Below are 20,034 nucleotides of genomic sequence, written 5' to 3' on the forward strand. Positions count from 1 at the left end.
TCAATGACCACCCTGCAGAGCGTTCCGTCCCTCGGAACGCACCCGGCTGCCGGTTCGAACCCGAGCCGAGCCGAAACCCGGGAACAGCTTTCCAAGGCGACGTACGACCTCCTGGTGATCGGCGGCGGCATTCTGGGCATCACCACTGCCTGGCACGCCGCGCAGTCCGGGCTGCGGGTGGCGATGGTGGATGCCGGTGACTTCGCCGGCGCCACCTCCTCCGCCTCTTCCAAACTGCTCCACGGCGGCCTGCGCTATCTCCAGACCGGCGCGGTCAAGCTGGTCGCCGAGAACCACTTCGAGCGGCGCGCGGTCTCCCGTACCGTCGCCCCGCACCTGGCCAACCCGCTCACCTTCTATCTGCCGGTCTACAAGGGCGGCCCGCACGGCGCGGCCAAGCTGGGCGCGGGTGTCTTCGCCTACTCGGCGCTCTCCGCGTTCCGGGACGGCGTCGGCCATGTGATCGGCGCCGAGCGGGCCGCGCGCGACGTCCCGGAGCTGCGCACCGAGAACCTCAAGGCGGTCGCGGTCTACGGCGACGGCCAGATGAACGACAGCCGCATGGCCCTGATGACGGTCCGGGCGGCCGCGGAGGCGGGTGCCACCGTCCTCAACCACGCCGAGGTCATCGGCCTGCGCAAGAGCGACGGCCGGGTCACCGGCGCCGAGCTCAAGGACCGCACCGACGGCACCGAGTTCGGGGTGAACGCCCGTCTGGTGCTCAACGCCACCGGCCCCTGGGTGGACCATCTGCGCCGGATGGAGGACCCGAACGCGGCGCCGTCGATCCGGCTGTCCAAGGGCGCGCATCTGGTCCTCAAGCGCACCTCCCCCTGGCGGGCGGCGCTGGCGACCCCGATCGACAAGTACCGCATCACCTTCGCCCTCCCCTGGGAGGACATGCTGCTGCTGGGCACCACGGACGAGGAGTTCGAGGGCGACCCGGCCGATGTCGCGGTCAACGACAAGGACGTCGCCCAGATCCTGGACGAGGCGGCCTTCTCCATCCGCGACCAGCAGCTCTCCCGCGACCTGATCACCTACTCCTTCGCAGGGCTCCGGGTGCTGCCCGGCGGCCCCGGCGACACCGCCAAGGCCAAGCGCGAGACCGTGGTCACCGAGGGCAAGGGCGGAATGCTCTCCATAGCCGGCGGCAAGTGGACCACCTTCCGCCACATCGGCCGCACCGTGATGCACAAGCTGGCCGAGCTGCCGGGCCGTCCGCTCGCCGACGACATGGAGCCGGTCAAGCAGCTGCCCAAGCACATGCCGCTGCCGGGCCTGGCCAATCCGCACGCCGTCGAGCACCGGCTGCTGGTGGACGGCGGCACCCCCGGCCCGCGCATGGCCGCCGACACCGCCCGCCACCTGGCGACCCACTACGGCTCGCTCTCCTTCGACATCGCCCGGCTGGCCAGCGGCGACCCGGCGCTCGCGGAGCGCGTCCACCCGGACGCCCCGGAGATCTGGGCGCAGGTCGTCTACGCCCGGGACTACGAGTGGGCGCGCACGGCGGACGACGTACTGCGCCGCCGCACCACCCTGACCATCCGCGGCCTGGACTCCGAGGACATCCGGAGCCGGGTCGAGGACCTGCTGGCCAAGCGACCCTGACCCCCGCGGGGCCGCCTCCCCAGGTCCGGGCGGCCGGGTGAGAGGAAACGTCTTCTCACTCGGTCGCCCGGACTCGGTTCAGGCCCCGGCCGGATCGCCCCGATGGTGCGCCGGGGAGGCGCCCAGCACGCCGCTGAGCTGACCTGAGGCTTCCCCAAGTTCCGTCACCTGTACGGCAGTTGGCGGTGATCCCGCGAGACGGCCGCAGACCTACTCGCGCGTTAAAAATCTGCTGAATCGCTCTTGCCTTCTTCGGCTGTGCGCGCATCAATGACATCGCCCGTGGACGACGGGCGGGAACCCCCCACACATCAGCGCACTCCCCCACTCCGGAAGGCAGTCCCATGAGACGCTTCAAGCTCGGGATCAGCACGGCAATGGGAACAGCAGCACTGGCCGCCGGCGCGCTGGCGCTGGCGCCGACCGCCTCCGCGGTCGACCCCACGACCGCGACCCTGACCGCCGACTGCGGGACCTACGGGTCGGGCCTGGCCACCCTCACGGCCACGCAGAGCGGGACGGCCGCGACCATCACCCTGTCCTCGGGAGCGATCAAGGCTCCGATCGACGTTCCGGCGGGCTCGGTGAGCTCGACGCTGACGCTGTCGAAGAACGGCTCCGGGACCACCACCTTCACCGGCAACGCCAACCCGGCCATCCCGACCGGCTCCGACGTGACCACCGGCCCGCTCAAGGGCACGGTGGCCGCGGGCGACGTCCTGGAGGCCAAGTCGCTCAAGCTGGTCATCTTCGGCCTGATCACGGTGAACTGCACCGCCACCTCGCCCCAGACCCCGGGGCCGTTCACCTTCTGAGCCCTCCGATGAACCGGCTCTGAGCCCGTCTTCGGGCCCTCCCGGCAGCAGGTCCCAGCGGACCGGCGGCGTCCCCGGCAGACGCCGCCGGTTTCGCGCACGCCATAAGTCATAATGGACCCCTGATACATCGGATGTTTTGCTCCGGGGAGGTCCACCATGGCGGTCACCGACGAGGCGATCGAGAAAATCAAGGGCATGATCGTCTCGGGCGCGCTGCGCCCCGGTGACCGGCTCCCCAAGGAGAGCGAGCTGGCCGCCGATCTCGGCCTGTCCCGCAACTCGCTGCGCGAGGCCGTGCGGGCCCTGTCGCTGATCCGGATCCTCGACGTTCGGCAGGGCGACGGCACCTATGTGACCAGCCTCGACCCCCAGTTGCTGCTGGAGGCGCTGAGCTTCGTCGTGGACTTCCACCGCGATGACACCGTACTGGAGTTCCTGGCGGTACGGCGGATTCTGGAGCCCGCGGCCACGGCGCTGGCCTCCACCCGGATCAGCGAGGCCGACCTGGACCGGCTCCAGGCGCAGCTGGACGCGCTCGGGCAGACGCCGTCGGTGGAGGAACTGGTCGCCTGCGACCTGGAATTCCATCGCGGCATCGTCCAGTGCTCGGGCAACTCGGTGCTCTGCTCACTGCTCGACGGGCTCTCCGGCCCCACCACCCGGGCCCGGGTGTGGCGCGGTCTGACCCAGGAGGACGCGGTCAGCCGCACCCTCCATGAGCACCGGGCGATCCTCTCCGCGCTGCGGGACCGCGACGCGGAGGCGGCACGGTCCTGGGCGACGGTGCACATCGCGAGCGTGGAGCAGTGGCTGCGCTCCACGCTGTGAGCGTCGGCAGGCGGCGCGCGCCTTACGGCTGGAGGCCGTAGGCGCGGGCCGCGTTGCCGCCGAAGACGGCGGCGCGCTCGTCCTCGCCGAGCCGGCGGGTGGCCCGCTCCGCGAGGGCCACCACCTCGTCGTAGGTCGCGGCCAGGACGCACACCGGCCAGTCGGAGCCGAACAGCACCCGGCCGGGCCCGAAGGCGTCCAGCACGTGCTGCGCGTACGGCAGCACCTGCTCCGGCTTCCAGCCGTCCCAGTCGGCCTCGGTGACCAGGCCGGACAGCTTGCAGCCGACGTTGGGCAGGGCCGCGAGCGAGGTGAGCTGCCGGGCCCAGTGGTCGCGCTCGCCGCTGGCCACGGGCGGTTTGGCCGCGTGGTCGAGGACGAAGCGCACCTGCGGCAGCTCGCGGACGGCGTCGATGGCCGCGGGAAGCTCGCGCGGGGTGACCAGCAGGTCGTAGACCAGCCCCGCGGCGGCCACCGCGGCGAGCCCCCGGCGGGCGTCGTCGCGGTCCAGCCAGCGCGGATCCGGTTCGTCCTGCACCTGGTGGCGCAGGCCCACCAGCCGGTCGCCGCCCGGCCCGGCGGCCAGCTCCGCGAGCACCTCGCCCACCCCGGGATCGGTGAGGTCGGCCCAGCCGACGACGCCCGCGATCCGGTCCGACCCGCCGGCCAGGGCCAGGAGTTCCCGGGTCTCCTCGACGGAGGAGCTGGACTGGACGACGACGGTGGCGTCGATCCCCTGGGCGTCCAGATGCGGAATGAGGTCGTCCGGGGTGAAGGTGCGGCGGATGGGCTCGGCCCACGGGCCGTCCATCCAGGGCTGCTCGCGGCGGGTCAGGTCCCACAGATGGTGGTGGGCGTCGATACGGCGAGGCAAGGTCACTCCTCGGGGGTTGGGACCGGCAGCGGGATGTCCTCGTCGAGCAGCCCGCGCGCCACCAGAGCCTGCCACAGCTCATCGGGGATGTCGTGGGTGAACAGCTCGGCGTTGTCCCGGACTTCGGCCGGGGTGGCGCAGCCGACCACCGCCGCGGCCACCGCGGGATGGCCGAAGGGGAAGCGCAGCGCGGCGGCCCGCAGCGGCACCTCGTACTCGGCGCACACCTCGGCCAGCCGCCGGGCCCGCGCCAAGAGCTCGGGCGGCGCCTGCTGGTAGTTGTAGCGGGCCCCGGGGGCGGGGTCGGCGAGCAGCCCGGAGTTGTAGACCCCGCCGACCACCACGGAGGTGCCGCGCCGCTCGCACACCGGCAGCAGATCGTCGTGGGCGGTGCGGTCCAGCAGCGTCCAGCGCCCGGCGCACAGCACGACGTCCACATCGAAGTCGGCGACGAACCGGGCGAGGAGGTCGCTGTGGTTCATGCCGAAGCCGATGGCCCGGACGAGCTTCTCCTGCTTCAGCTCGGCCAGCGCGGCGAACCCCGTCTCATAGACCTCACGGATGTGGTCTTCCGGATCGTGAACGTAGACGATGTCCAGGGCGTCGACCCCGAGCCGCTCCAGGGAGGACTCGAGGGTGGCGCGGATGCCGTCCCGGGTGAAGTCCCACTCGCGGACCCGGTCGGGGGTGTCGGCGAACCCGTCCGCCTGGACCGGCTCCCCGGGGGCGCGTGGGCGCAGCCGCCGCCCCACCTTGGTGGAGAGGGTGTACCCGGCGCGCTCGCGCCCGGCCAGCACCCGCCCCAGCCGCTCCTCGGAGAGACCGACGCCGTAGTGCGGCGCGGTGTCCATATAGGTGAGGCCGGTGTCGAACGCCGCTCTTACGGTGTCCCGCGCGCGCTCCTCCGGCACTGCCTCGTAGAGATTGCCCAGCGGCGCGCAGCCAAGGCCCAGGGGTGGTACGCGTACCCCCGAGCGCCCCAGTTCGCGCGGGCCGCTGGGTGCCCGTCCTCCGTCGCCCACCATGGCTTCCTCCCGACCGGCTCTCAGTCCTGCTTCTCGCCGCTGGCGTAGCGGGAGATGATCAGCGCGACGATGATGATCGAGCCGTTGATGAACTGGTTCCACAGGGGCGGTACCCCGCCCAGGGTCATCACATTGACGACCAGTTGCAGCGTCAGCACGCCCGTGAGCGCTCCGAAGAGCGTGCCACGGCCGCCCTTGAGGCTGATTCCGCCGATGACCGCGGCGGCGAAGACCTGGAAGATCCAGCCGTTGCCCTGGGTCGCGGCGACCGAGCCGTAGTGGCCGGTGTAGAGGATGCCCGCGAAGGCGGCGAGGAGTCCGCCGACGCTCAGCACGATCCAGGTGATCCGGTCCACCCGGATGCCCGCCGCCCTCGCGGCCTCGGGGTTGCCGCCGATCGCGTACAGCGCGCGCCCGTGCCGCAGATAGCCCAGCGCCAGGCCGCCGAGGGCGTACAGCCCCAGGCAGATCCACACGGCGGCGGGCACGCCCAGCCAGTCGGCCTTGCCGAGATAGCGGAAGGACTCGGGGACGTTGACGATCGACTGGCCCTCGGCGACGCCGACCTGCAGTCCGCGCAGCATGGTGAGCATGCCCAGGGTCGCGATGAAGCCGTTGACGCGCAGCTTGAGCATCAGGAAGCCGTTGGCCGCGCCGATCAGCGCCCCGACCGCCAGACACAGCGGTATGGCGGTCCACACCGGCAGCAGCCCCAGGCCCTCGAACCGTGCCCCGTGATCGGGCAGGACGAGCCACAGGGCGATCACCGGCGCCACGGCGATGGTGGACTCCAGGGAGAGGTCCATCCGCCCGCTGATCAGGATCAGCGCCTCGCCCAGCACCAGCAGCCCCAGCTCGGTGGACTGCTGGACGACGCCGATCAGGTTGTCCTCGGTGAGGAAGGCGGGCGAGACGATGAAGCCGATGACCCCGAGGACGAAGATCACGGGGACCAGTGACAGATCGCGCCAGCGCGCGATGTCGAACCGCGGCCGGCCCCGCCCCACCGGGCCGTCAGCCACCGCCTCGGCGGTCCGCTGGCGTGCCGTATCGGTCATGACTGCCTTCCTTCTGTGCGGTCTTCTGTGTCCTCCGCCGTGCCGTTGGTGCCCGGCTCCGTCATGCCCTCCATGGCGGCGACGAGCTGACGGTCGCTCCAGCCGCTGTCGAACTCCGCGACCACGCGCCCGTGGAAGAACGCCAGGATCCGGTCGCAGACCCGCAGATCGTCCAGTTCGTCGGAGACGATGACCGCGCCGCTCCCGGCCGCGGCGACGTCCCGTACGACGCCGAGCAGCGCGTCCTTGGACTTCACGTCCACCCCGGCGGTCGGGCGGATCGCCACCAGGAGGCTGGGCTCACGGGCCAGCGCCCGCGCGATGACGACCTTCTGCTGATTTCCGCCGGACAAACCCGAAACGGGCTGCGAGGGGCCCGAGGTCTTGATGTCCAGGGAGGTGATCATCCGCTGGGCGAAGGCGCGGGTCCGGGAGGGCAGCACCATGCCGTAGGGCCCGAGTTGGTCGGTGACGGTCAAGGTGGCGTTCTCGGCGACGCTGCGGCCCAGGACCAGGCCCTGGTCGTGCCGGTCCTCCGGGACGTAGCCGATGCCCGCGTCGATGGCGTGCGGCACGCTGCCCGGCCGCACCGGGCGGCCGCGCACCGACAGCTGCCCGCCGGCCGGTTTGCGCAGGCCCACCAGGGTCTCGCCGACCGCCGTGTTGCCGCTGGCCGTGGCCCCGGCCAGGCCGAGCACCTCGCCGGGGCGCACCACCAGGTCCAGCGGGTCGAACTCGCCCTCCAGGGTGAGCCCTTCGGTACGCAGCACCGGTTCCCCGCCCGGGTCGGCCGCCTTACGGGCGACGGGGGCGCGGACGGCCGCCCGGGAGTCGCCCCCGGGCGCCGTGCCGTCGTCCCCGGTCATCGCCGCCACCAGTTCCTCCTTGGGGAGGTCGGCGACCGGGGCGGTGAGCACATGCCGGGCGTCGCGGAAGACGGTGACGGTGTCGCAGAGTTCGTAGACCTCCTGCAGATGGTGCGAGATGAACAGGAAGGCGACCCCCTGCCGGCGAAGCTCGAGCAGCTTGGCGAAGAGCCGGTCGATACCGCCCGCGTCGAGCTGAGCGGTGGGCTCGTCGAGGATGATCAGCCGGGCGCCGAAGGAGAGGGCGCGGGCGATCTCCACGAACTGCCGCTGTTCGACGCTGAGGTCCTTCGCGCGCGTCTGCGGATCCACTTCCACGCCGTACTCGGCCAGCAGCGCGCGAGCGTCCTCGCGCAGGGCGCGCCAGCGGATGTGGCGCGCCCCCGGGAAGCGGTTGAGGTAGAGGTTCTCGGCGACCGTCAGGTCCGGGACCACCATCGACTTCTGGTAGACACAGGCCACCCTGCGCTGCCAGGCGGCGGTGTCGCCGTAGCCGGGGGCGGGCTCGTCCCCGAAGGTCACCTCGCCCTCGTCCGGGCGCTCCATCCCGGTCAGGACGGACACCAGCGTGGACTTGCCCGCCCCGTTGCGCCCGACGAGCGCATGGGCCTCCCCGGGCCGGACGGCCAGCCGGGCCTGGTCCAGGGCGACGGTGGGACCGAACCGTTTGACGATGCCCTGGGCCCGCACCACGGCGGGCTGCTCGACCGTGCCCATGGTCACTTCTTCTCGAGCTGGTTGGCCCACAGCTTCTTGTCGTCGACGTTCTCCTTGGTGACCAGCGGCGCCGGAAGCTGGTCCTCCAGACCGTTCTCGATCTTGACGATGTTGGAGCCGTGATCGGTGGGGCCGGGTTTGAACGTCTTGCCGTCCAGAGCGGCCTTCGCGTAGTTCAGGGCCCACTTGGCGTAGAGGTCGGCGGGCTGGGAGAGCGTGGCGTCGATCTTCCCGGAGCGGATCGCGTCCAGCTCCTCGGGTATCCCGTCGTTGGAGATGATCGTGATGTGCTTGTCCGAACCGGCCGGCTTCAGCAGCCCCTTCTGCTCCAGCAGCGCGAGTGTGGGCTGCAGGAAGACGCCGCCCGCCTGCATGTAGATGCCGTTGATGTCCTTGTGCTGGGCCAGCAGGCTCTGCAGCTTGGCGGAGGCCACATCGCCCTTCCAGTCGGTGGGCAGCTCATGCACCTTGATGCCGGGGTACTTCTTCTTCATGCAGGAGGCGAACGCCTGCGAGCGGTCCCGGCCGTTGATGGAGCTGAGGTCGCCCTGGAGCTCGGCGACCCGGCCCTTGCCGCCCAGCTTCTCACCGAGGTACTCGCACGCCTTGGTGCCGTACGCCCGGTTGTCGGCCCGTACCACCATGTAGATCTTGCCGGAGTCGGGCCGGGTGTCCACGCTCACCACGGGGATCTTCTTCTCCTCCAGCTGTTCCAGGGTGGAGGAGATGGCGCCGGTGTCCTGCGGGGCCATGACGATCGCCTTGGCGCCCTGGTCGGTGAACGCCTGGACGTTGGCGACCAGCTTGGAGATGTCGTTCTGCGAATTGGACAGCGGCAGCGCGGAGACGGTGCCCTTGTCGACACCCTTCTCCAGGTACTGCTGGTAGGAGTTCCAGAAGTCGGTGTCCGTCCGCGGCATGTCGATCCCGACCTTGCCGCCGCCGGCGCCATTGCTCTCGCGGTTGCAGCCGGTGAGCGCTGCGACGGCCAGCAGCACGGCGCAGGCGGCGGTGCCGGTGGTGCGGAGTCTCGTCATCGAGTCCCGTCCTTGGTCGTTCTGGGTCGAGTGGTGCGGGTGGTGCTGGTCTTGGGCGTAGCGTCGGGCGAGGCCGTTGTCCAGGGTTGCGGCGTTGTCCGGGGTGGAGGCGGTGTCTCAGGAGAAGGCGGTGTCTCAGGAGGAGGCGGGGCGCAGCCGCAGTCCCTGCATCCCTCCGTCGACGGCCAGCGCGGTGCCGGTGACGGCCGCGGCGGCGGGGCTGGCGAGATACGCGACGGCGGCGGCCACCTCGTCGGCGGAGACCAGCCGTCCGGTGGGCTGACGGGCTGCCAGGGCGGCGCGCTCGGCCGCCGGATCGGGGGCCTGGTCGAGCAGCCGGCCGACCCACGGGGTGTCCGCGGTCCCGGGGTTGACGCAGTTGACGCGGACCCCCTCGCGGATGTGGTCCGCGGCCATGGCGAGGGTCAGCGACAGCACCGCGCCCTTGCTGGCGCTGTAGGCGGCGCGCTGCGGCAGTCCGGCGGTGGCGGCGATCGAGCAGGTGTGGGTGATGGAGACGGCGCCGGGCCGGTCGGCCGCGGCGGCGCGCAGATGGGGCAGCGCGGCCCGCGCGGTGCGGACCAGACCCAGCACATTGATGTCCAGCAGCCGGTGCCACTCCTCGTCGGAGTTGTCCTCGATACTGCCGATCGCGCCGATGCCCGCGTTGCCGACGAGGGTGTGCAGGGCGCCGAACTCGGTCACCGCCGCGTCCACCGCGGTCCTGATCGCCTCGTCGGAGGTGACGTCGGCCTTGAGCGGCAGCGTGCCGTCCGGGGCGCCCGACGGATCGCGGTCGAGCACGGCGACCCGCGCTCCCCGGTCGCGCAGCGTGGCGGCGATCGCGGCGCCGATACCGGAGGCGCCCCCGGTGACGAGTGCGGCCAGCCCTTCGAAGTCGCCGGTGGTCACTGGTTGTCCTCCTGTCGTACGGGCTGTGCGGGTGCGGGCGTTGCCGGTACAGGCGGTGCCGGTTCGGGCCCCGCGAGGCGGGCCCGCCATTCGGGCCCGTCCGGATAGCGGTAGGCGGCGATCGACTCGGGGTACATACGGGCGGAGAAGCCCGGCGCGGTCGGGGTGCGGTAGCGGCCCGACTCGATGACCACGGGATCGGCGAAGTGCTCGTGGAGGTGGTCGACATACTCGATGACCCGGTCGTCCCAGCTGCCCGATACGGCCACGAAGTCGAACATGGCCAGATGCTGGACGAGTTCGCACAGCCCGACGCCGCCCGCGTGCGGGCACACCGGAAGTCCGTACTTGGCGGCGAGCAGCAGGATCGTGAGGTTCTCGTTGACCCCGGCGACCCGTGCCGCGTCGATCTGGACGAAGTCGACCGCCTCGGCCTGGAGCAGCTGCTTGAAGACCACGCGGTTGGCGACATGCTCGCCGGTGGCGACCTTGACCGGCTGTCCGGCGCGGATGGCGGCGTGGGCGAGGACGTCGTCCGGGCTGGTGGGCTCCTCGATCCAGTGCGGGTCGTACGGCGCCAGGGCGCTCATCCAGCGCACCGCCTCCGCCACGTCCCAGCGCTGGTTGGCGTCCACGGCGATGCGCACATCGGGGCCGACCGCCTCGCGCGCGAGCCGCATCCGTCTGAGGTCCTCGTCGAGATCGGCGCCGACCTTGAGCTTGATCTGGCCGAAGCCGTCGGCGACGGCCTCCTGCGCCAGCTTGATCATTTTCTCGTCGGAGTAGCCGAGCCAGCCGGGCGAGGTGGTGTAGGCGGGGTAGCCCCGCTCGCGCAGCAGCGCGGCGCGCTCGGCGCGGCCGGGCTCGGCGGCGCGCAGGATGGCGAGCGCCTCGTCACGGGTGAGCGCGTCGGTGAGGTAGCGGAAGTCGACCAGCTCGACCAGCTCCTCGGGCGACATCTCGGCGAGGAACTGCCACAGCGGCCGGCCGGCCTGCCGGGCGGCGAGGTCCCAGGCGGCGTTGACCACCGCGCCCGCCGCCATATGCATGACGCCCTTCTCCGGCCCGAGCCAGCGCAGCTGCGAGTCATGGGTCAGCTCACGGTGCAGGGCGGCCAGATCGGCCGCCGTCAGCGGCGCGGGGCGGCCCACCACATGGGGGCGGAGAGAGCGGATGGCGGCCGCGGTGACATCGTTGCCGCGGCCAATGGTGAAGACGAAGCCGTGTCCCTCGGACGCCGCCCCCTCCCCCGCGTCCGTGCGCAGCACGACGTAGGCGGCGGAGTAGTCGGGGTCCGGGTTCATGGCGTCCGAGCCGTCGAGCTGCTCCGAGGTGGGAAACCGGATGTCATGGACCTCGAGCTCGGTGACGGATGGACGCAGACTCAATGGGTGCTCCCTGAAACGATGCGCGAGAGAGAACATCGGACCTTTCGCGGTGATCCGATGTATAGCGCTGCCCCAAGGGTTTCGTCCAGAGGTGCGCCGGAACTTTCGAAGGACAGATCGGATGAATCTCTTAGTGCCCCTGGACGGGGGCTGCGGCCGGAGCACCGGAAAGCCGTAGGCTTGGGTGGCACGCAATGGGAACTGCAGCCGGTGGCGGCACCGATCCGTCCGCCCCGGTCGGAAGGAGGCGCTGGGTGATCGAGCTTGAGGGGGTTCCCGAGCTGATCGACCCGGTCATGATCTGTGCCTTCGAGGGCTGGAACGACGCCGGAGACGCCGCCTCGACCGCGGTCGGGCACCTGGACCGGGAGTGGAAGGGCGAGGTCTTCGCCTCGCTCGACGCCGAGGACTACTACGACTTCCAGGTGAACCGGCCCACCGTGGCCCTGGAGGGCGGTGTGCGCAAGATCACTTGGCCGACGACCCGGCTCTCGGTGGTCCGGGCGGACACCGGGGAGACGTCCCGGGACCTGGTGCTGGTGCGCGGCATCGAGCCGAGCATGCGCTGGCGGTCGTTCTGCAACGAGATCCTCGGCTACGCCCATGAGTTGGGCGTGGAGATGGTCGTCATCCTCGGCGCACTGCTCGGCGACACCCCGCACACCCGGCCGGTGCCGGTCAGCGGGGTCACCTCCGACCCGGACCTGGCCCGCAGCCTCGATCTGGAGGAGACCCGCTACGAGGGCCCGACCGGGATCGTCGGAGTTCTCCAGGAGGCCTGCGCCCACGCCGGCGTCCCGGCGGTGAGCCTGTGGGCGGCCGTGCCGCACTACGTCTCGCAGCCGCCGAACCCGAAGGCCACCCTGGCGCTGCTCAACCGCCTCGAGGACCTCATCTCGGTGCGCATCCCCCTCGGCGAGCTGACCGAGGACTCGCGGGCCTGGCAGCTTGGCGTGGACCAGCTGGCCGCCGAGGACAGCGAGGTCGCCGAGTACGTCCAGTCGCTGGAGGAGGCGCGGGACACCGCCGAGCTGCCGGAGGCGTCGGGCGAGGCCATCGCCCGCGAATTCGAGCGCTATCTGCGGCGGCGCGACGGCCAGCCCGGCCCCGGCGGTCATGCGACCGAGAGCGGCGGCCTCGCGGAGGGCCGGGAGGGCGGCACAGGCGGCCCGGGCGCGCCCTATCTACGGGATCCCGCCACCGGCCATGGGCGGCCGCGCAGGCCGTCCCCCAAGGACGAGGTGGCCAACGACGCCGAGGACACCGGCGGCGCCGAGGACGACGCCAAGGATCCGGACGGTGCCCAGGGCACCCAGGGCACCGAGGGCCAGGACGTCCCCCGCCGCGACGAGAGCGGCACGGAGCGGGGCGGCGACGGGGACGAGGGGTCCGGCTCCGGCCGGTAGGCCGGTAACCCCACAACCGCGCCGCCGCGCGCGTACGCCACGCTCCACGGGGCCGCACGCCCCCACGTCGGCCGCGTGGCACGGCACGCGGGAAGCAGCGACGAGCCCGCGCCGGGAGGATCCCGGCGCGGGTTCATGCGTTCACCGTCATCACGGTGCGGCGATACGACGCCGCGTCAGAGGGCCACGCCCAGCAGCGCGTCCACGGCGCGCGAGACCACCCCGGGCGCCCCCTCGTCCGTACCGCCGGTGGCCGTCTGCGCGGCCGCCCAGCGGTCGACGGCGGCCAGGGCGGCCGGAGAGTCCAGGTCGTTCGCGAGCGCCTCGCGGACCTCCTCCACCAGCGCGGCGGCCGAGGGCCCGTCCGGCCGCGAGACGGCCGCACGCCAGCGTCCGAGGCGCTCCTCGGCCTCCCGCAGCACCCCGTCCGTCCACTCCCAGTCCGAGCGGTAGTGGTGGGCCAGCAGCGCGAGCCGTATGGCCGCCGGGTCCACACCGTCGCGGCGCAGCGCCGAGACGAAGACCAGATTGCCCTTGGACTTGGACATCTTCTCGCCGTCCAGGGCCACCATTCCGGCGTGCACATACGTTTTGGCGAACGGCCGCTCACCGGTGAGGACCTGGGCGTGTGAGGCGCCCATCTCATGGTGCGGGAAGGCGAGATCGGATCCGCCGCCCTGCACATCGAAGCCCATGCCGAGGTGGTCCAGGGCGATGGCCACACACTCGATGTGCCAGCCGGGGCGGCCGGAACCGAGCGATCCGCCATCCCAACTCGGCTCGCCGTCACGGGCGGCCATCCACAGCATCGGGTCGAGGGGGTTCTTCTTGCCGGGGCGCTCCGGGTCGCCGCCGCGCTCGGCGGACAGCAGCCGCATGGCCTCGGCGTCGAGCCGGCTGACGGACCCGAAGGAGGGGTCGGACTCCACGGAGAAGTAGATGTCGCCTTCGAGTTCATAGGCGGCGCCCAGGTCGCGCAGCCGCTCCACGAGCGGCACGATGCCCGGTATCGACTCGACGGCGCCGATGTAGTGGCGCGGGGGCAGCATCCGCAGGGCCGTCATGTCCTCGCGGAAGAGGGCGGTCTCGCGCTCGGCGAGGGCCGTCCAGTCGTCGCCGTTCCGCTGGGCCCGCTCCAGCAGGGGATCGTCGACATCCGTGACGTTCTGGACGTAGTGAACCTGGCGCTTGGTGTCGAGCCATACGCGCTGAACGAGGTCGAACGCGTTGTAAGTCGCGGCATGACCCATGTGGGTCGCGTCGTACGGGGTGATCCCGCAGACGTAGATGCGCGCGACGGGACCGGGGGTCAGAGTGATCCGTCCCCCGGTCGCGGTGTCGTGAATGCTCAGGTCCCGGCCACTGCCGGGCAGGGCGGGAACCTCAGAAGCGGGCCAGGCATACATGCAATGAGCGTAACCGGATGCAGCGTCCGCATACGAACCGGACCAGTGGTGTTGGCCGGATGGGCGGTCTTGTGGATGCGCCCGTGAGCTGCATGAGCCCTCTGAGCTGCGTTCCACGGCTGCCGGGCGGGGACGCGGCGGAGCGCCGCCCGGAGGCGGAACGGACCGGCCCGACTCCGGGCGGCGGCCAGGGGGACCCGGAGCGGGCCCGGCCGCCTCACACCCACGGCCACCGGGCCCGGCCGCCTCAGACCGGCGGCCAGGGGATGGCGGGCCACTGGCCGCTGGGCTCGGGGTGCTTCCCGGTCCGCAGCAGCGTGGCCACACGGGCCCTCAGGGCCTCGATCTCGGCCCCGGTGATCAGCTCCGCCAGCCGGGCGCAGAGCGGGCCGCCGTCGGCGAGCTGGTCCGCCAACCGGCGCAGCACCTCCAGCACATCGTCCGGCAGCGGCTCCCCGGCCCAGCCCCACAGCAGCGTGCGCAGCTTGTCGTCGGCGTTGAAGGTCACTCCGTGATCAATCGCATAGAGCCGGCCACCGGCCGCGGGCAGCAGATGGCCGCCCTTACGGTCGCCGTTGTTGATCACCGCGTCGAGGACGGCCAGCCGGCGCAGCCGTACGTCGTCGGCGTGGACCAGCAGCGCCGTGCGGCCCTCGCCCACCTCGGCGTAGCCGATCGCCTTCCAGCCGGGGCCCGGTTCGTCGCCCTCGACGAGCGCGAGCAGCTCCGCTCCCCCGGTCTCCCCGGATCCATCGCCATCGGCGTCGCCGTCCGCGGACCCGTCGCCGTCCGCCCCGTCGGGGGCCACCTCGACCTCTATCCAGAGCTGGCACATCCCCTGCCCGTACGGCCCGTCGCGCAGCACGGTGGGCGGCACCAGGCCCCAGCCGGTGGCCTCGGAGATCTCGTACGCGGCGACCTCGCGCTGGGCGAGCGTGCCGTCCGGGAAGTCCCACAGCGGCCGTTCCCCGGCCACCGGCTTGTAGACGCAGGGAGCACTGTGGCCGTCGTACTCGACCGTGCAGTACAGCACCGCGTTGGACGCCTCCCGCACCTGTCCGCGCACCGTCAGCTCACCGAGAGCCAGCAGCTCGGACGGGGGCAAGAGGCGCGAAGCCTCCGTTGAGGGTGGTGGTGGAAGACGGGTGGGCGGCGTCAGGCTCCGCGGCGGTATCCGTTCTGGCGCGGACATACGTGTCCCTCCGGGTCGAGCGGCAGACTGCACAGCGGGCAGGGCGGCCGGCCGGCGTTGACGACCTCCAAGGCGCGCTTGGCGAACGCCCGCGCCTGCGTCCCGGTGAGCCGCACCCGCAGCATGGGCGGGCCGTTCACATCGTCCTGGAGCAGCCGCTCCTCGGCCTCGGCCAGATCCTCCTCGGACTCGGCCTCCAGCTCGACCAGGGCCTGCGCCTCGACGATCATCCGCTGTTCCTCGCCATCCCAGGCGAGTGCCATGGTGCCGACCCGGAACTCCTCCTCCACGGGGGCTTCCAGCGGTGCGGTGTCGGTGAGTTCGGTCGGTGCGACGGCGGGGACCGGGGCGTTTCCGCCGGTGCGCCGCACCACCTCGTCCAGCAGCTCGTCTATCCGCTCGGCCAACGCGGCGACCTGCGTCTTCTCCAAGGCGACACTGGTGGTCCGGCCGCTGGCGGACGCCTGCAGGAAAAAGGTACGGCGACCAGGCAGCCCGACCGTACCGGCCACGAAACGGTCCGGCGGGTCATAGAGGAACACCTGACGGGACAACGTCCTGCTCCATTTTGGTTCGACTGCTCGGCTGACTGACTGCTGACCGCTGGGTGCCACGACCGCCCGGTCAGGGCTGTCACGGCGCCCTCGCACCGCGGCACCACCCTACTGCGCACGGAGATCACGGTGCTCCCGCGTCGCCACCCACCGCCGCGTCCCCGCCCCGGTCCCCGGTGGTCTCCTCGCGCGGCGCCAGTCCCGCGAAGTCGCCGGTGTCGCCGAGCCGGACGACGAAGGGCCGGGTCGGGGTGTACCGGATCGCGGTGACCGAGCAGGGCTCGACCGAGATCCGCTGAAAGAGATCGAGATGCAGTCCGAGGGCGTCCGCGACCAGTGCCTTGATGACGTCCCCGTGGGAGCACATCAGATAGACCGCGTTGGCGCCGTGCTCCCGCTCGATCCGGGCGTTCCAGTCGCGCACCGCCTCGACCGCGCGCGTGTGCATGGCGCGCATGGACTCGCCACCGGGGAAGGCGGCGGCGGACGGATGCTGCTGGACGATGTTCATCAGTGGTTCATCGGCGAGCTCGGCGAGCTTACGGCCCGACCAGTCGCCGTAGTGGCACTCCCCGATCCGGTCGTCAGGGTGCAGCGGCAGTTCGGGGCGGGCGGCGAGCAGCGGGGCCAGCGTCTCCCGGCAGCGCTGCAGGGGGCTGGTGACGGCGGCGGCCAGGGGCAGCCCGGCCAGCCGGCCGGGCAGCGCCGCGGCCTGGGCCGTACCGCGCTCGTCGAGGGCGACACCGGGGGTCCAGCCCGCCAGGACGCCCGCGGTGTTGGCGGTGGACCGGCCGTGCCGTACGAGGATCAGCATGGGCATGCCTGCCACCCTACGACCCCTCCGGCGCCGCTCAGCGGGGGTGCGCACCGATCCCGCACCAGGGCCCCCTGTGCGTACCGGCATCACGCGAGGCAGAATGCGCTGCGTGATCGTGGATTGTGCCATCTACCGGGACGGGTGCCGCACCGAGGGACCCGCCGACTTCTCCGACGCCCTCGATGAGGCGCGCGCGAGCGGGGACGCCTTCTTGTGGATCGGCCTGCATGAGCCGACCGAGAAGGAGTTCGAGCTGGTCACCAGCGAGTTCGGACTTCATCCGCTGGCCGTGGAGGACGCCCTGTGCGCCCACCAGAGGCCGAAGCTGGAGGTCTATGACGACTCGCTGTTCCTGGTGCTCAAGCCGATCCAGTACGACGACAAGGCCGGCACCGTCACAGCGGGTGAGCTGATGGTCTTCGTCGGTGACTCCTTCGTGGTGACCGTAAGGCACGGCGAGGCGAATCCGCTCGGCACGGTGCGGGACCGGCTGGAGAAGATGCCGGAGGTCCTGCAGCACGGTCCGACGGCGGTGATGTACGCGGTCTCGGACGCGGTCGTGGATCACTACCTGGACGTGGCCGACGCGCTCCACGGGGACCTGGAGGGGCTGGAGACGGAGGTGTTCGCCCCGAACGCGGGCGCCGGGCAGAACACCGCAGGGCGGATCTACGCCTTCAAGCGCGAGGTGATGGAATTCCGCCGGTCGACCGGGCCGTTGGGGGAGCCGATGGAGCGGCTCACCGGCGCCGGGGTGCCGTTCGTGCACGAGGGCTCCCGGCCGTTCTTCCGCGATGTCAGCGACCATCTGACCCGGGTGAACGAGCATGTGGAGGGGTTGGACCGGCTGCTGTCGGACATCCTCTCCGCCCATCTCGCGCAGATGGGCGTGCGGCAGAACGACGACATGCGGAAGATCTCGGCATGGGCGGCGATGGCCGCGGTGCCGACGATGATCGCCGGAATCTACGGCATGAATTTCGAGCACATGCCCGAGCTGAAGCAGCCCTGGGGATACCCGGGGGTGGTCGCGCTCATGGGCGGTGTGATCGCCGTGCTGTACCGCTGGTTCAAGCGCCGCGGGTGGCTCTGAGCCGGTGGCGCCGCCGAAGCCGTAGTCGGGCTCAGACGAACTCGGGCGCCTCGGGTGCTCCGGAAGCGCTCTGGGCGGGCCCGCCGAGCGCGTTGCGCCGCTCGGGCATCCGCAGGGACACCATGCGCCGCCAGCCGCCCAGCCGCTCGTACCTGTGCAGGGCGTGGATCCCGGCCGCGAACAGCGCGGACTTCGGCTCGGGCCAGCCGAGCACGCGCGCCATGTGGGCCATCACGGCCAGGCTGACGTCCCGGTAGACCTCCATCTCGACGAGCGCGGTCTCCCGCAGGGCCCGCTGGATGGTCCGGCCGTATCCGGCGGCGGCCAGGCGCAGCAGCTCCTCGTGGCAGTAGGCGAGGTGGTTGTCCTCGTCCTCGGCGATCATGCGCACGGCACGGCCGAGGTCGGGGTGGTCACCGAAGTACCTGCGCAACATCCCCATCTGCGCGGCGGCGCGCTGTTCGGTGACCCGGCTGTGTGCGAGGTAGATCACGATGTCGTGCTCGGTGAGCGGGTCGTCGCGGCGCAGCTTGTCATGGGCGAGGCCGATGCCGCGCGCCTCCAGGAGCATCGTGTAGTCGGCCTCGCGCGGCACCTCCATGGGCTCCAGATCGCGCTTGCTCAGCAGGGCGTTGAAGATCCGGCCGTGTTTGTCCTCGTCGGCGCCATGGCGGGCGATCTTGGGGGCGAGGTCGCGCAGGCTCTCGGGCACGAGGGCGGCGATCCGGCCGTTCTCCCAGCCTCCCTGGGCCTCCCCGCTGGCCGCGACGGAGCAGAAGAGCCGGAACGACTCGTCGTCGTCGAGGATCTCCTGGAACACGCTTTTCGCCGAGAGCATCGCCGCCACCTCCGTGCGCTTGTCGTGCGCCGCCGTGCCGACATCCACGCAGGGGCTGCGCAGAAAAAGTCAACGGCCCGGTGGGCGCGGTGGCAACAGCTCAGGCTCACGGCTCGGCCGAACGGAGGACTGCGCGGGCGCCGCGTCCCCGTAACTCCTGGGCGGCGTAGGCGTTGTGCTGGATGACGGCCGTGGCGGGGAGACCCCCGAGCCCCCACCACGGCCGCAGAACTCTCCCGGCGCGGCGCCGAGCCGACTCCCAGCCGAGCCGACTCCCCAAGGGCCTTCGACGGCCGCTGTGCGGATTGCCACGGCCTTGCGTGCGCCATCGCGGCCTTACGGCGAGCAGGGCCGCCCCTGGCGCTCGTCGTCCCCTCAGCGCCCGATGGCGGCCCTTGGCGCTCGTCGCCGGCCTTACGCGACTCCGGCCCGCTCCAGGGCCTCCACGCCCGCCCGCAGCCCGGCGAGACGCTCCTCCAGCGTGAAGCCCGAGGGCGTGAGCGACAGGGTGGTGACCCCGGCCTCCGCGTACGCCTGCATGCGGTCCGCGATGCGCTCGACGGGGCCGAGCAGCGAGGTGGAGTCGATCAGCTCGTGGGGGACGGCCGCGGCGGCACCCTGCTTGTCCCCGGAGAGGTACTTCTCCTGGATCTCGGCGGCCTCCTTCTCGTATCCCATGCGCTGCGCGAGCTTGTTGTAGAAATTCTGCTTGGCGCTGCCCATGCCGCCCACGTAGAGCGCCGTGTACGGGCGGAACTGGTCGGCGAGGGCGCGGACGTCGTCGCCGAGGGCCATGGGAACGGTGGGCACCACGTCGAAGCCCTCGAGGTCCTTGCCCGCCTTCTCCCGGCCCGCGCGCAGCGAGCTGAGGGTGGTCGCCTCGGCGTGCTCGGGCGCGTAGAAGAGGACCAGGGCGCCATCGGCGATCTCGCCGGTCTGCTCCAGGTTCTTCGGGCCGATGGCCGCGATGTACAGCGGGATGTACTCCCGCACCGGGTGCACGGTGAGCTTGAGGGGCTTGCCGGGGCCGTCGGGCAGCGGCAGCGTCCAGTTCTGGCCCTCGTGCGTCAGCCGCTCGCGTGACATCGCCTTGCGGATGATCTCCACGTACTCGCGGGTGCGGGCGAGCGGCTTGTCGAACCGCGTCCCGTACCAGCCCTCGGACACCTGGGGCCCCGAGACGCCGAGCCCGAGGCGGAAGCGGCCACCGGAGAGGGTGTCGAGAGTGGCGGCGGTCATGGCCGTCATGGCCGGGGTACGGGCCGGAATCTGGAAGATGGCGGAGCCGACGTCGATGCGTTCGGTCTGCGCGGCGACCCAGGCGAGGACCGTGGCCGCGTCCGAACCGTAGGCTTCGGCGGCCCAGCACACGGCATAGCCGAGCCGGTCGGCCTCGCGGGCGACCTCGAGGTTGTCCGCGTCCATTCCGGCGCCCCAGTAGCCGAGGTTGATGCCGAGCCTCATACCGCACCCCTTACTGATCAGTAACGTCGCTGTTCCGGGGACTCTAGCGCGCATGGCCGGGATACGTCAGGGGTGGGTTATCCACAGGCTGCCACGGGGCGCTTTCCGGACAGTAATCTCGACGTTC

At 71.6% G+C, this 20,034-nt stretch carries 18 protein-coding genes; 5 read left to right on the forward strand and 13 right to left on the reverse strand.

What is annotated here, in order from left to right:
• The first annotated feature begins 3 nt into the window (after positions 1-3).
• The 3 genes from CGL27_RS11955 (at position 4) to CGL27_RS11965 (ending at position 3,260) form a co-directional block, all read left to right on the forward strand.
• Positions 4-1,614: a glycerol-3-phosphate dehydrogenase/oxidase gene (locus CGL27_RS11955; RefSeq protein ID WP_078640517.1), complete on the forward strand. Its 1,611-nt coding sequence runs from the start codon at positions 4-6 to the stop codon at positions 1,612-1,614.
• Positions 1,615-1,958: 344 nt separating this feature from the next.
• Entirely contained in the window at positions 1,959-2,429 is a 471-nt protein-coding gene (locus CGL27_RS11960; RefSeq protein WP_014059527.1) for a hypothetical protein, read from the forward strand.
• A 159-nt stretch (positions 2,430-2,588) separates the two neighbouring features.
• The gene (locus CGL27_RS11965) at positions 2,589-3,260 is read left to right on the forward strand and encodes a FadR/GntR family transcriptional regulator (RefSeq protein ID WP_078640519.1); all 672 of its coding nucleotides are present in this window, start codon (positions 2,589-2,591) and stop codon (positions 3,258-3,260) included.
• Between the two features lie 22 nt (positions 3,261-3,282).
• Here the strand turns inward: CGL27_RS11965 and CGL27_RS11970 are convergent, their stop codons facing one another.
• The 7 genes from CGL27_RS11970 to CGL27_RS12000 form a co-directional block, all read right to left on the reverse strand.
• Positions 3,283-4,134: an amidohydrolase family protein gene (locus tag CGL27_RS11970; protein WP_119986489.1), complete on the reverse strand. Its 852-nt coding sequence runs from the start codon at positions 4,132-4,134 to the stop codon at positions 3,283-3,285.
• Between the two features lie 2 nt (positions 4,135-4,136).
• Positions 4,137-5,159, reverse strand: coding sequence for an aldo/keto reductase (locus tag CGL27_RS11975; RefSeq protein WP_203348399.1), 1,023 nt, complete (start codon positions 5,157-5,159; stop codon positions 4,137-4,139).
• 20 nt (positions 5,160-5,179) lie between these two features.
• Positions 5,180-6,217 (reverse strand): ABC transporter permease, encoded by a 1,038-nt coding sequence (locus CGL27_RS11980; protein WP_078640521.1) that lies wholly within the window; start codon positions 6,215-6,217, stop codon positions 5,180-5,182.
• Positions 6,214-7,800, reverse strand: a complete 1,587-nt coding sequence (locus CGL27_RS11985) for a sugar ABC transporter ATP-binding protein (protein WP_119986490.1) — start codon at positions 7,798-7,800, stop codon at positions 6,214-6,216. The genes CGL27_RS11980 and CGL27_RS11985 overlap by 4 nt, the downstream gene beginning before the upstream one ends.
• Positions 7,801-7,802: 2 nt before the next feature.
• Positions 7,803-8,837, reverse strand: a complete 1,035-nt coding sequence (locus tag CGL27_RS11990; protein WP_119986492.1) for a sugar ABC transporter substrate-binding protein — start codon at positions 8,835-8,837, stop codon at positions 7,803-7,805.
• 135 nt (positions 8,838-8,972) lie between these two features.
• Positions 8,973-9,749 (reverse strand): SDR family oxidoreductase, encoded by a 777-nt coding sequence (locus CGL27_RS11995; protein WP_119986493.1) that lies wholly within the window; start codon positions 9,747-9,749, stop codon positions 8,973-8,975.
• The gene (locus CGL27_RS12000) at positions 9,746-11,131 is read right to left on the reverse strand and encodes an enolase C-terminal domain-like protein (protein ID WP_240450969.1); all 1,386 of its coding nucleotides are present in this window, start codon (positions 11,129-11,131) and stop codon (positions 9,746-9,748) included. Before CGL27_RS12000 ends, CGL27_RS11995 begins: the two co-directional genes overlap by 4 nt.
• A 260-nt stretch (positions 11,132-11,391) precedes the next feature.
• Between CGL27_RS12000 and CGL27_RS12005 the strand changes: the two genes are divergently transcribed.
• Positions 11,392-12,543 (forward strand): PAC2 family protein, encoded by a 1,152-nt coding sequence (locus CGL27_RS12005; protein ID WP_119986497.1) that lies wholly within the window; start codon positions 11,392-11,394, stop codon positions 12,541-12,543.
• Positions 12,544-12,719: 176 nt separating this feature from the next.
• On the opposite strand, the gene mshC is transcribed toward CGL27_RS12005, so the two are convergent.
• From mshC to CGL27_RS12025, 4 genes are all read right to left on the reverse strand, one after another.
• Positions 12,720-13,949: a cysteine--1-D-myo-inosityl 2-amino-2-deoxy-alpha-D-glucopyranoside ligase gene (gene mshC, locus CGL27_RS12010; protein ID WP_119986499.1), complete on the reverse strand. Its 1,230-nt coding sequence runs from the start codon at positions 13,947-13,949 to the stop codon at positions 12,720-12,722.
• 247 nt (positions 13,950-14,196) lie between these two features.
• Positions 14,197-15,141, reverse strand: coding sequence for an SCO1664 family protein (locus tag CGL27_RS12015; protein WP_205587678.1), 945 nt, complete (start codon positions 15,139-15,141; stop codon positions 14,197-14,199).
• Complete coding sequence (locus tag CGL27_RS12020) at positions 15,105-15,695, reverse strand: DUF3090 domain-containing protein (RefSeq protein WP_078640529.1); 591 nt, start codon at positions 15,693-15,695, stop codon at positions 15,105-15,107. Before CGL27_RS12020 ends, CGL27_RS12015 begins: the two co-directional genes overlap by 37 nt.
• 124 nt (positions 15,696-15,819) lie before the next feature.
• On the reverse strand, positions 15,820-16,515 hold the full coding sequence (locus CGL27_RS12025) for a histidine phosphatase family protein (protein WP_078640530.1): 696 nt from the start codon (positions 16,513-16,515) through the stop codon (positions 15,820-15,822).
• 97 nt (positions 16,516-16,612) lie between these two features.
• On the opposite strand from CGL27_RS12025, the gene corA reads away from it, so the two are divergent.
• Positions 16,613-17,605: a magnesium/cobalt transporter CorA gene (gene corA / locus CGL27_RS12030; RefSeq protein WP_078640531.1), complete on the forward strand. Its 993-nt coding sequence runs from the start codon at positions 16,613-16,615 to the stop codon at positions 17,603-17,605.
• A 31-nt stretch (positions 17,606-17,636) separates the two neighbouring features.
• Here corA and CGL27_RS12035 read toward each other — a convergent pair whose 3' ends face one another.
• Entirely contained in the window at positions 17,637-18,443 is an 807-nt protein-coding gene (locus CGL27_RS12035) for a hypothetical protein (RefSeq protein ID WP_078647302.1), read from the reverse strand.
• Between the two features lie 414 nt (positions 18,444-18,857).
• Positions 18,858-19,907 (reverse strand): LLM class F420-dependent oxidoreductase, encoded by a 1,050-nt coding sequence (locus tag CGL27_RS12040; RefSeq protein WP_119986503.1) that lies wholly within the window; start codon positions 19,905-19,907, stop codon positions 18,858-18,860.
• Between the last annotated feature and the right edge of the window lie 127 nt (positions 19,908-20,034).

Source organism: Streptomyces sp. 11-1-2 (assembly GCF_003595545.1).
Classification (GTDB): Bacteria; Actinomycetota; Actinomycetes; order Streptomycetales; family Streptomycetaceae; genus Streptomyces; species Streptomyces hygroscopicus_B.

What these genes read in the sequence shown, in the direction of transcription:
- CGL27_RS11955 (WP_078640517.1), top strand. Translation starts at nt 4, where the DNA reads ATGACCACCCTGCAGAGCGTTCCGTCCCTCGGAACGCACCCGGCTGCC.
- CGL27_RS11960 (WP_014059527.1), top strand. Translation starts at nt 1,959, where the DNA reads ATGAGACGCTTCAAGCTCGGGATCAGCACGGCAATGGGAACAGCAGCA.
- CGL27_RS11965 (WP_078640519.1), top strand. Translation starts at nt 2,589, where the DNA reads ATGGCGGTCACCGACGAGGCGATCGAGAAAATCAAGGGCATGATCGTC.
- CGL27_RS11975 (WP_203348399.1), bottom strand. Translation starts at nt 5,159, where the DNA reads ATGGTGGGCGACGGAGGACGGGCACCCAGCGGCCCGCGCGAACTGGGG.
- CGL27_RS11980 (WP_078640521.1), bottom strand. Translation starts at nt 6,217, where the DNA reads ATGACCGATACGGCACGCCAGCGGACCGCCGAGGCGGTGGCTGACGGC.
- CGL27_RS11985 (WP_119986490.1), bottom strand. Translation starts at nt 7,800, where the DNA reads ATGGGCACGGTCGAGCAGCCCGCCGTGGTGCGGGCCCAGGGCATCGTC.
- CGL27_RS11990 (WP_119986492.1), bottom strand. Translation starts at nt 8,837, where the DNA reads ATGACGAGACTCCGCACCACCGGCACCGCCGCCTGCGCCGTGCTGCTG.
- mshC (WP_119986499.1), bottom strand. Translation starts at nt 13,949, where the DNA reads ATGTATGCCTGGCCCGCTTCTGAGGTTCCCGCCCTGCCCGGCAGTGGC.
- CGL27_RS12015 (WP_205587678.1), bottom strand. Translation starts at nt 15,141, where the DNA reads ATGTCCGCGCCAGAACGGATACCGCCGCGGAGCCTGACGCCGCCCACC.
- CGL27_RS12025 (WP_078640530.1), bottom strand. Translation starts at nt 16,515, where the DNA reads ATGCCCATGCTGATCCTCGTACGGCACGGCCGGTCCACCGCCAACACC.
- corA (WP_078640531.1), top strand. Translation starts at nt 16,613, where the DNA reads ATGCGCTGCGTGATCGTGGATTGTGCCATCTACCGGGACGGGTGCCGC.
- CGL27_RS12035 (WP_078647302.1), bottom strand. Translation starts at nt 18,443, where the DNA reads ATGCTCTCGGCGAAAAGCGTGTTCCAGGAGATCCTCGACGACGACGAG.
- CGL27_RS12040 (WP_119986503.1), bottom strand. Translation starts at nt 19,907, where the DNA reads ATGAGGCTCGGCATCAACCTCGGCTACTGGGGCGCCGGAATGGACGCG.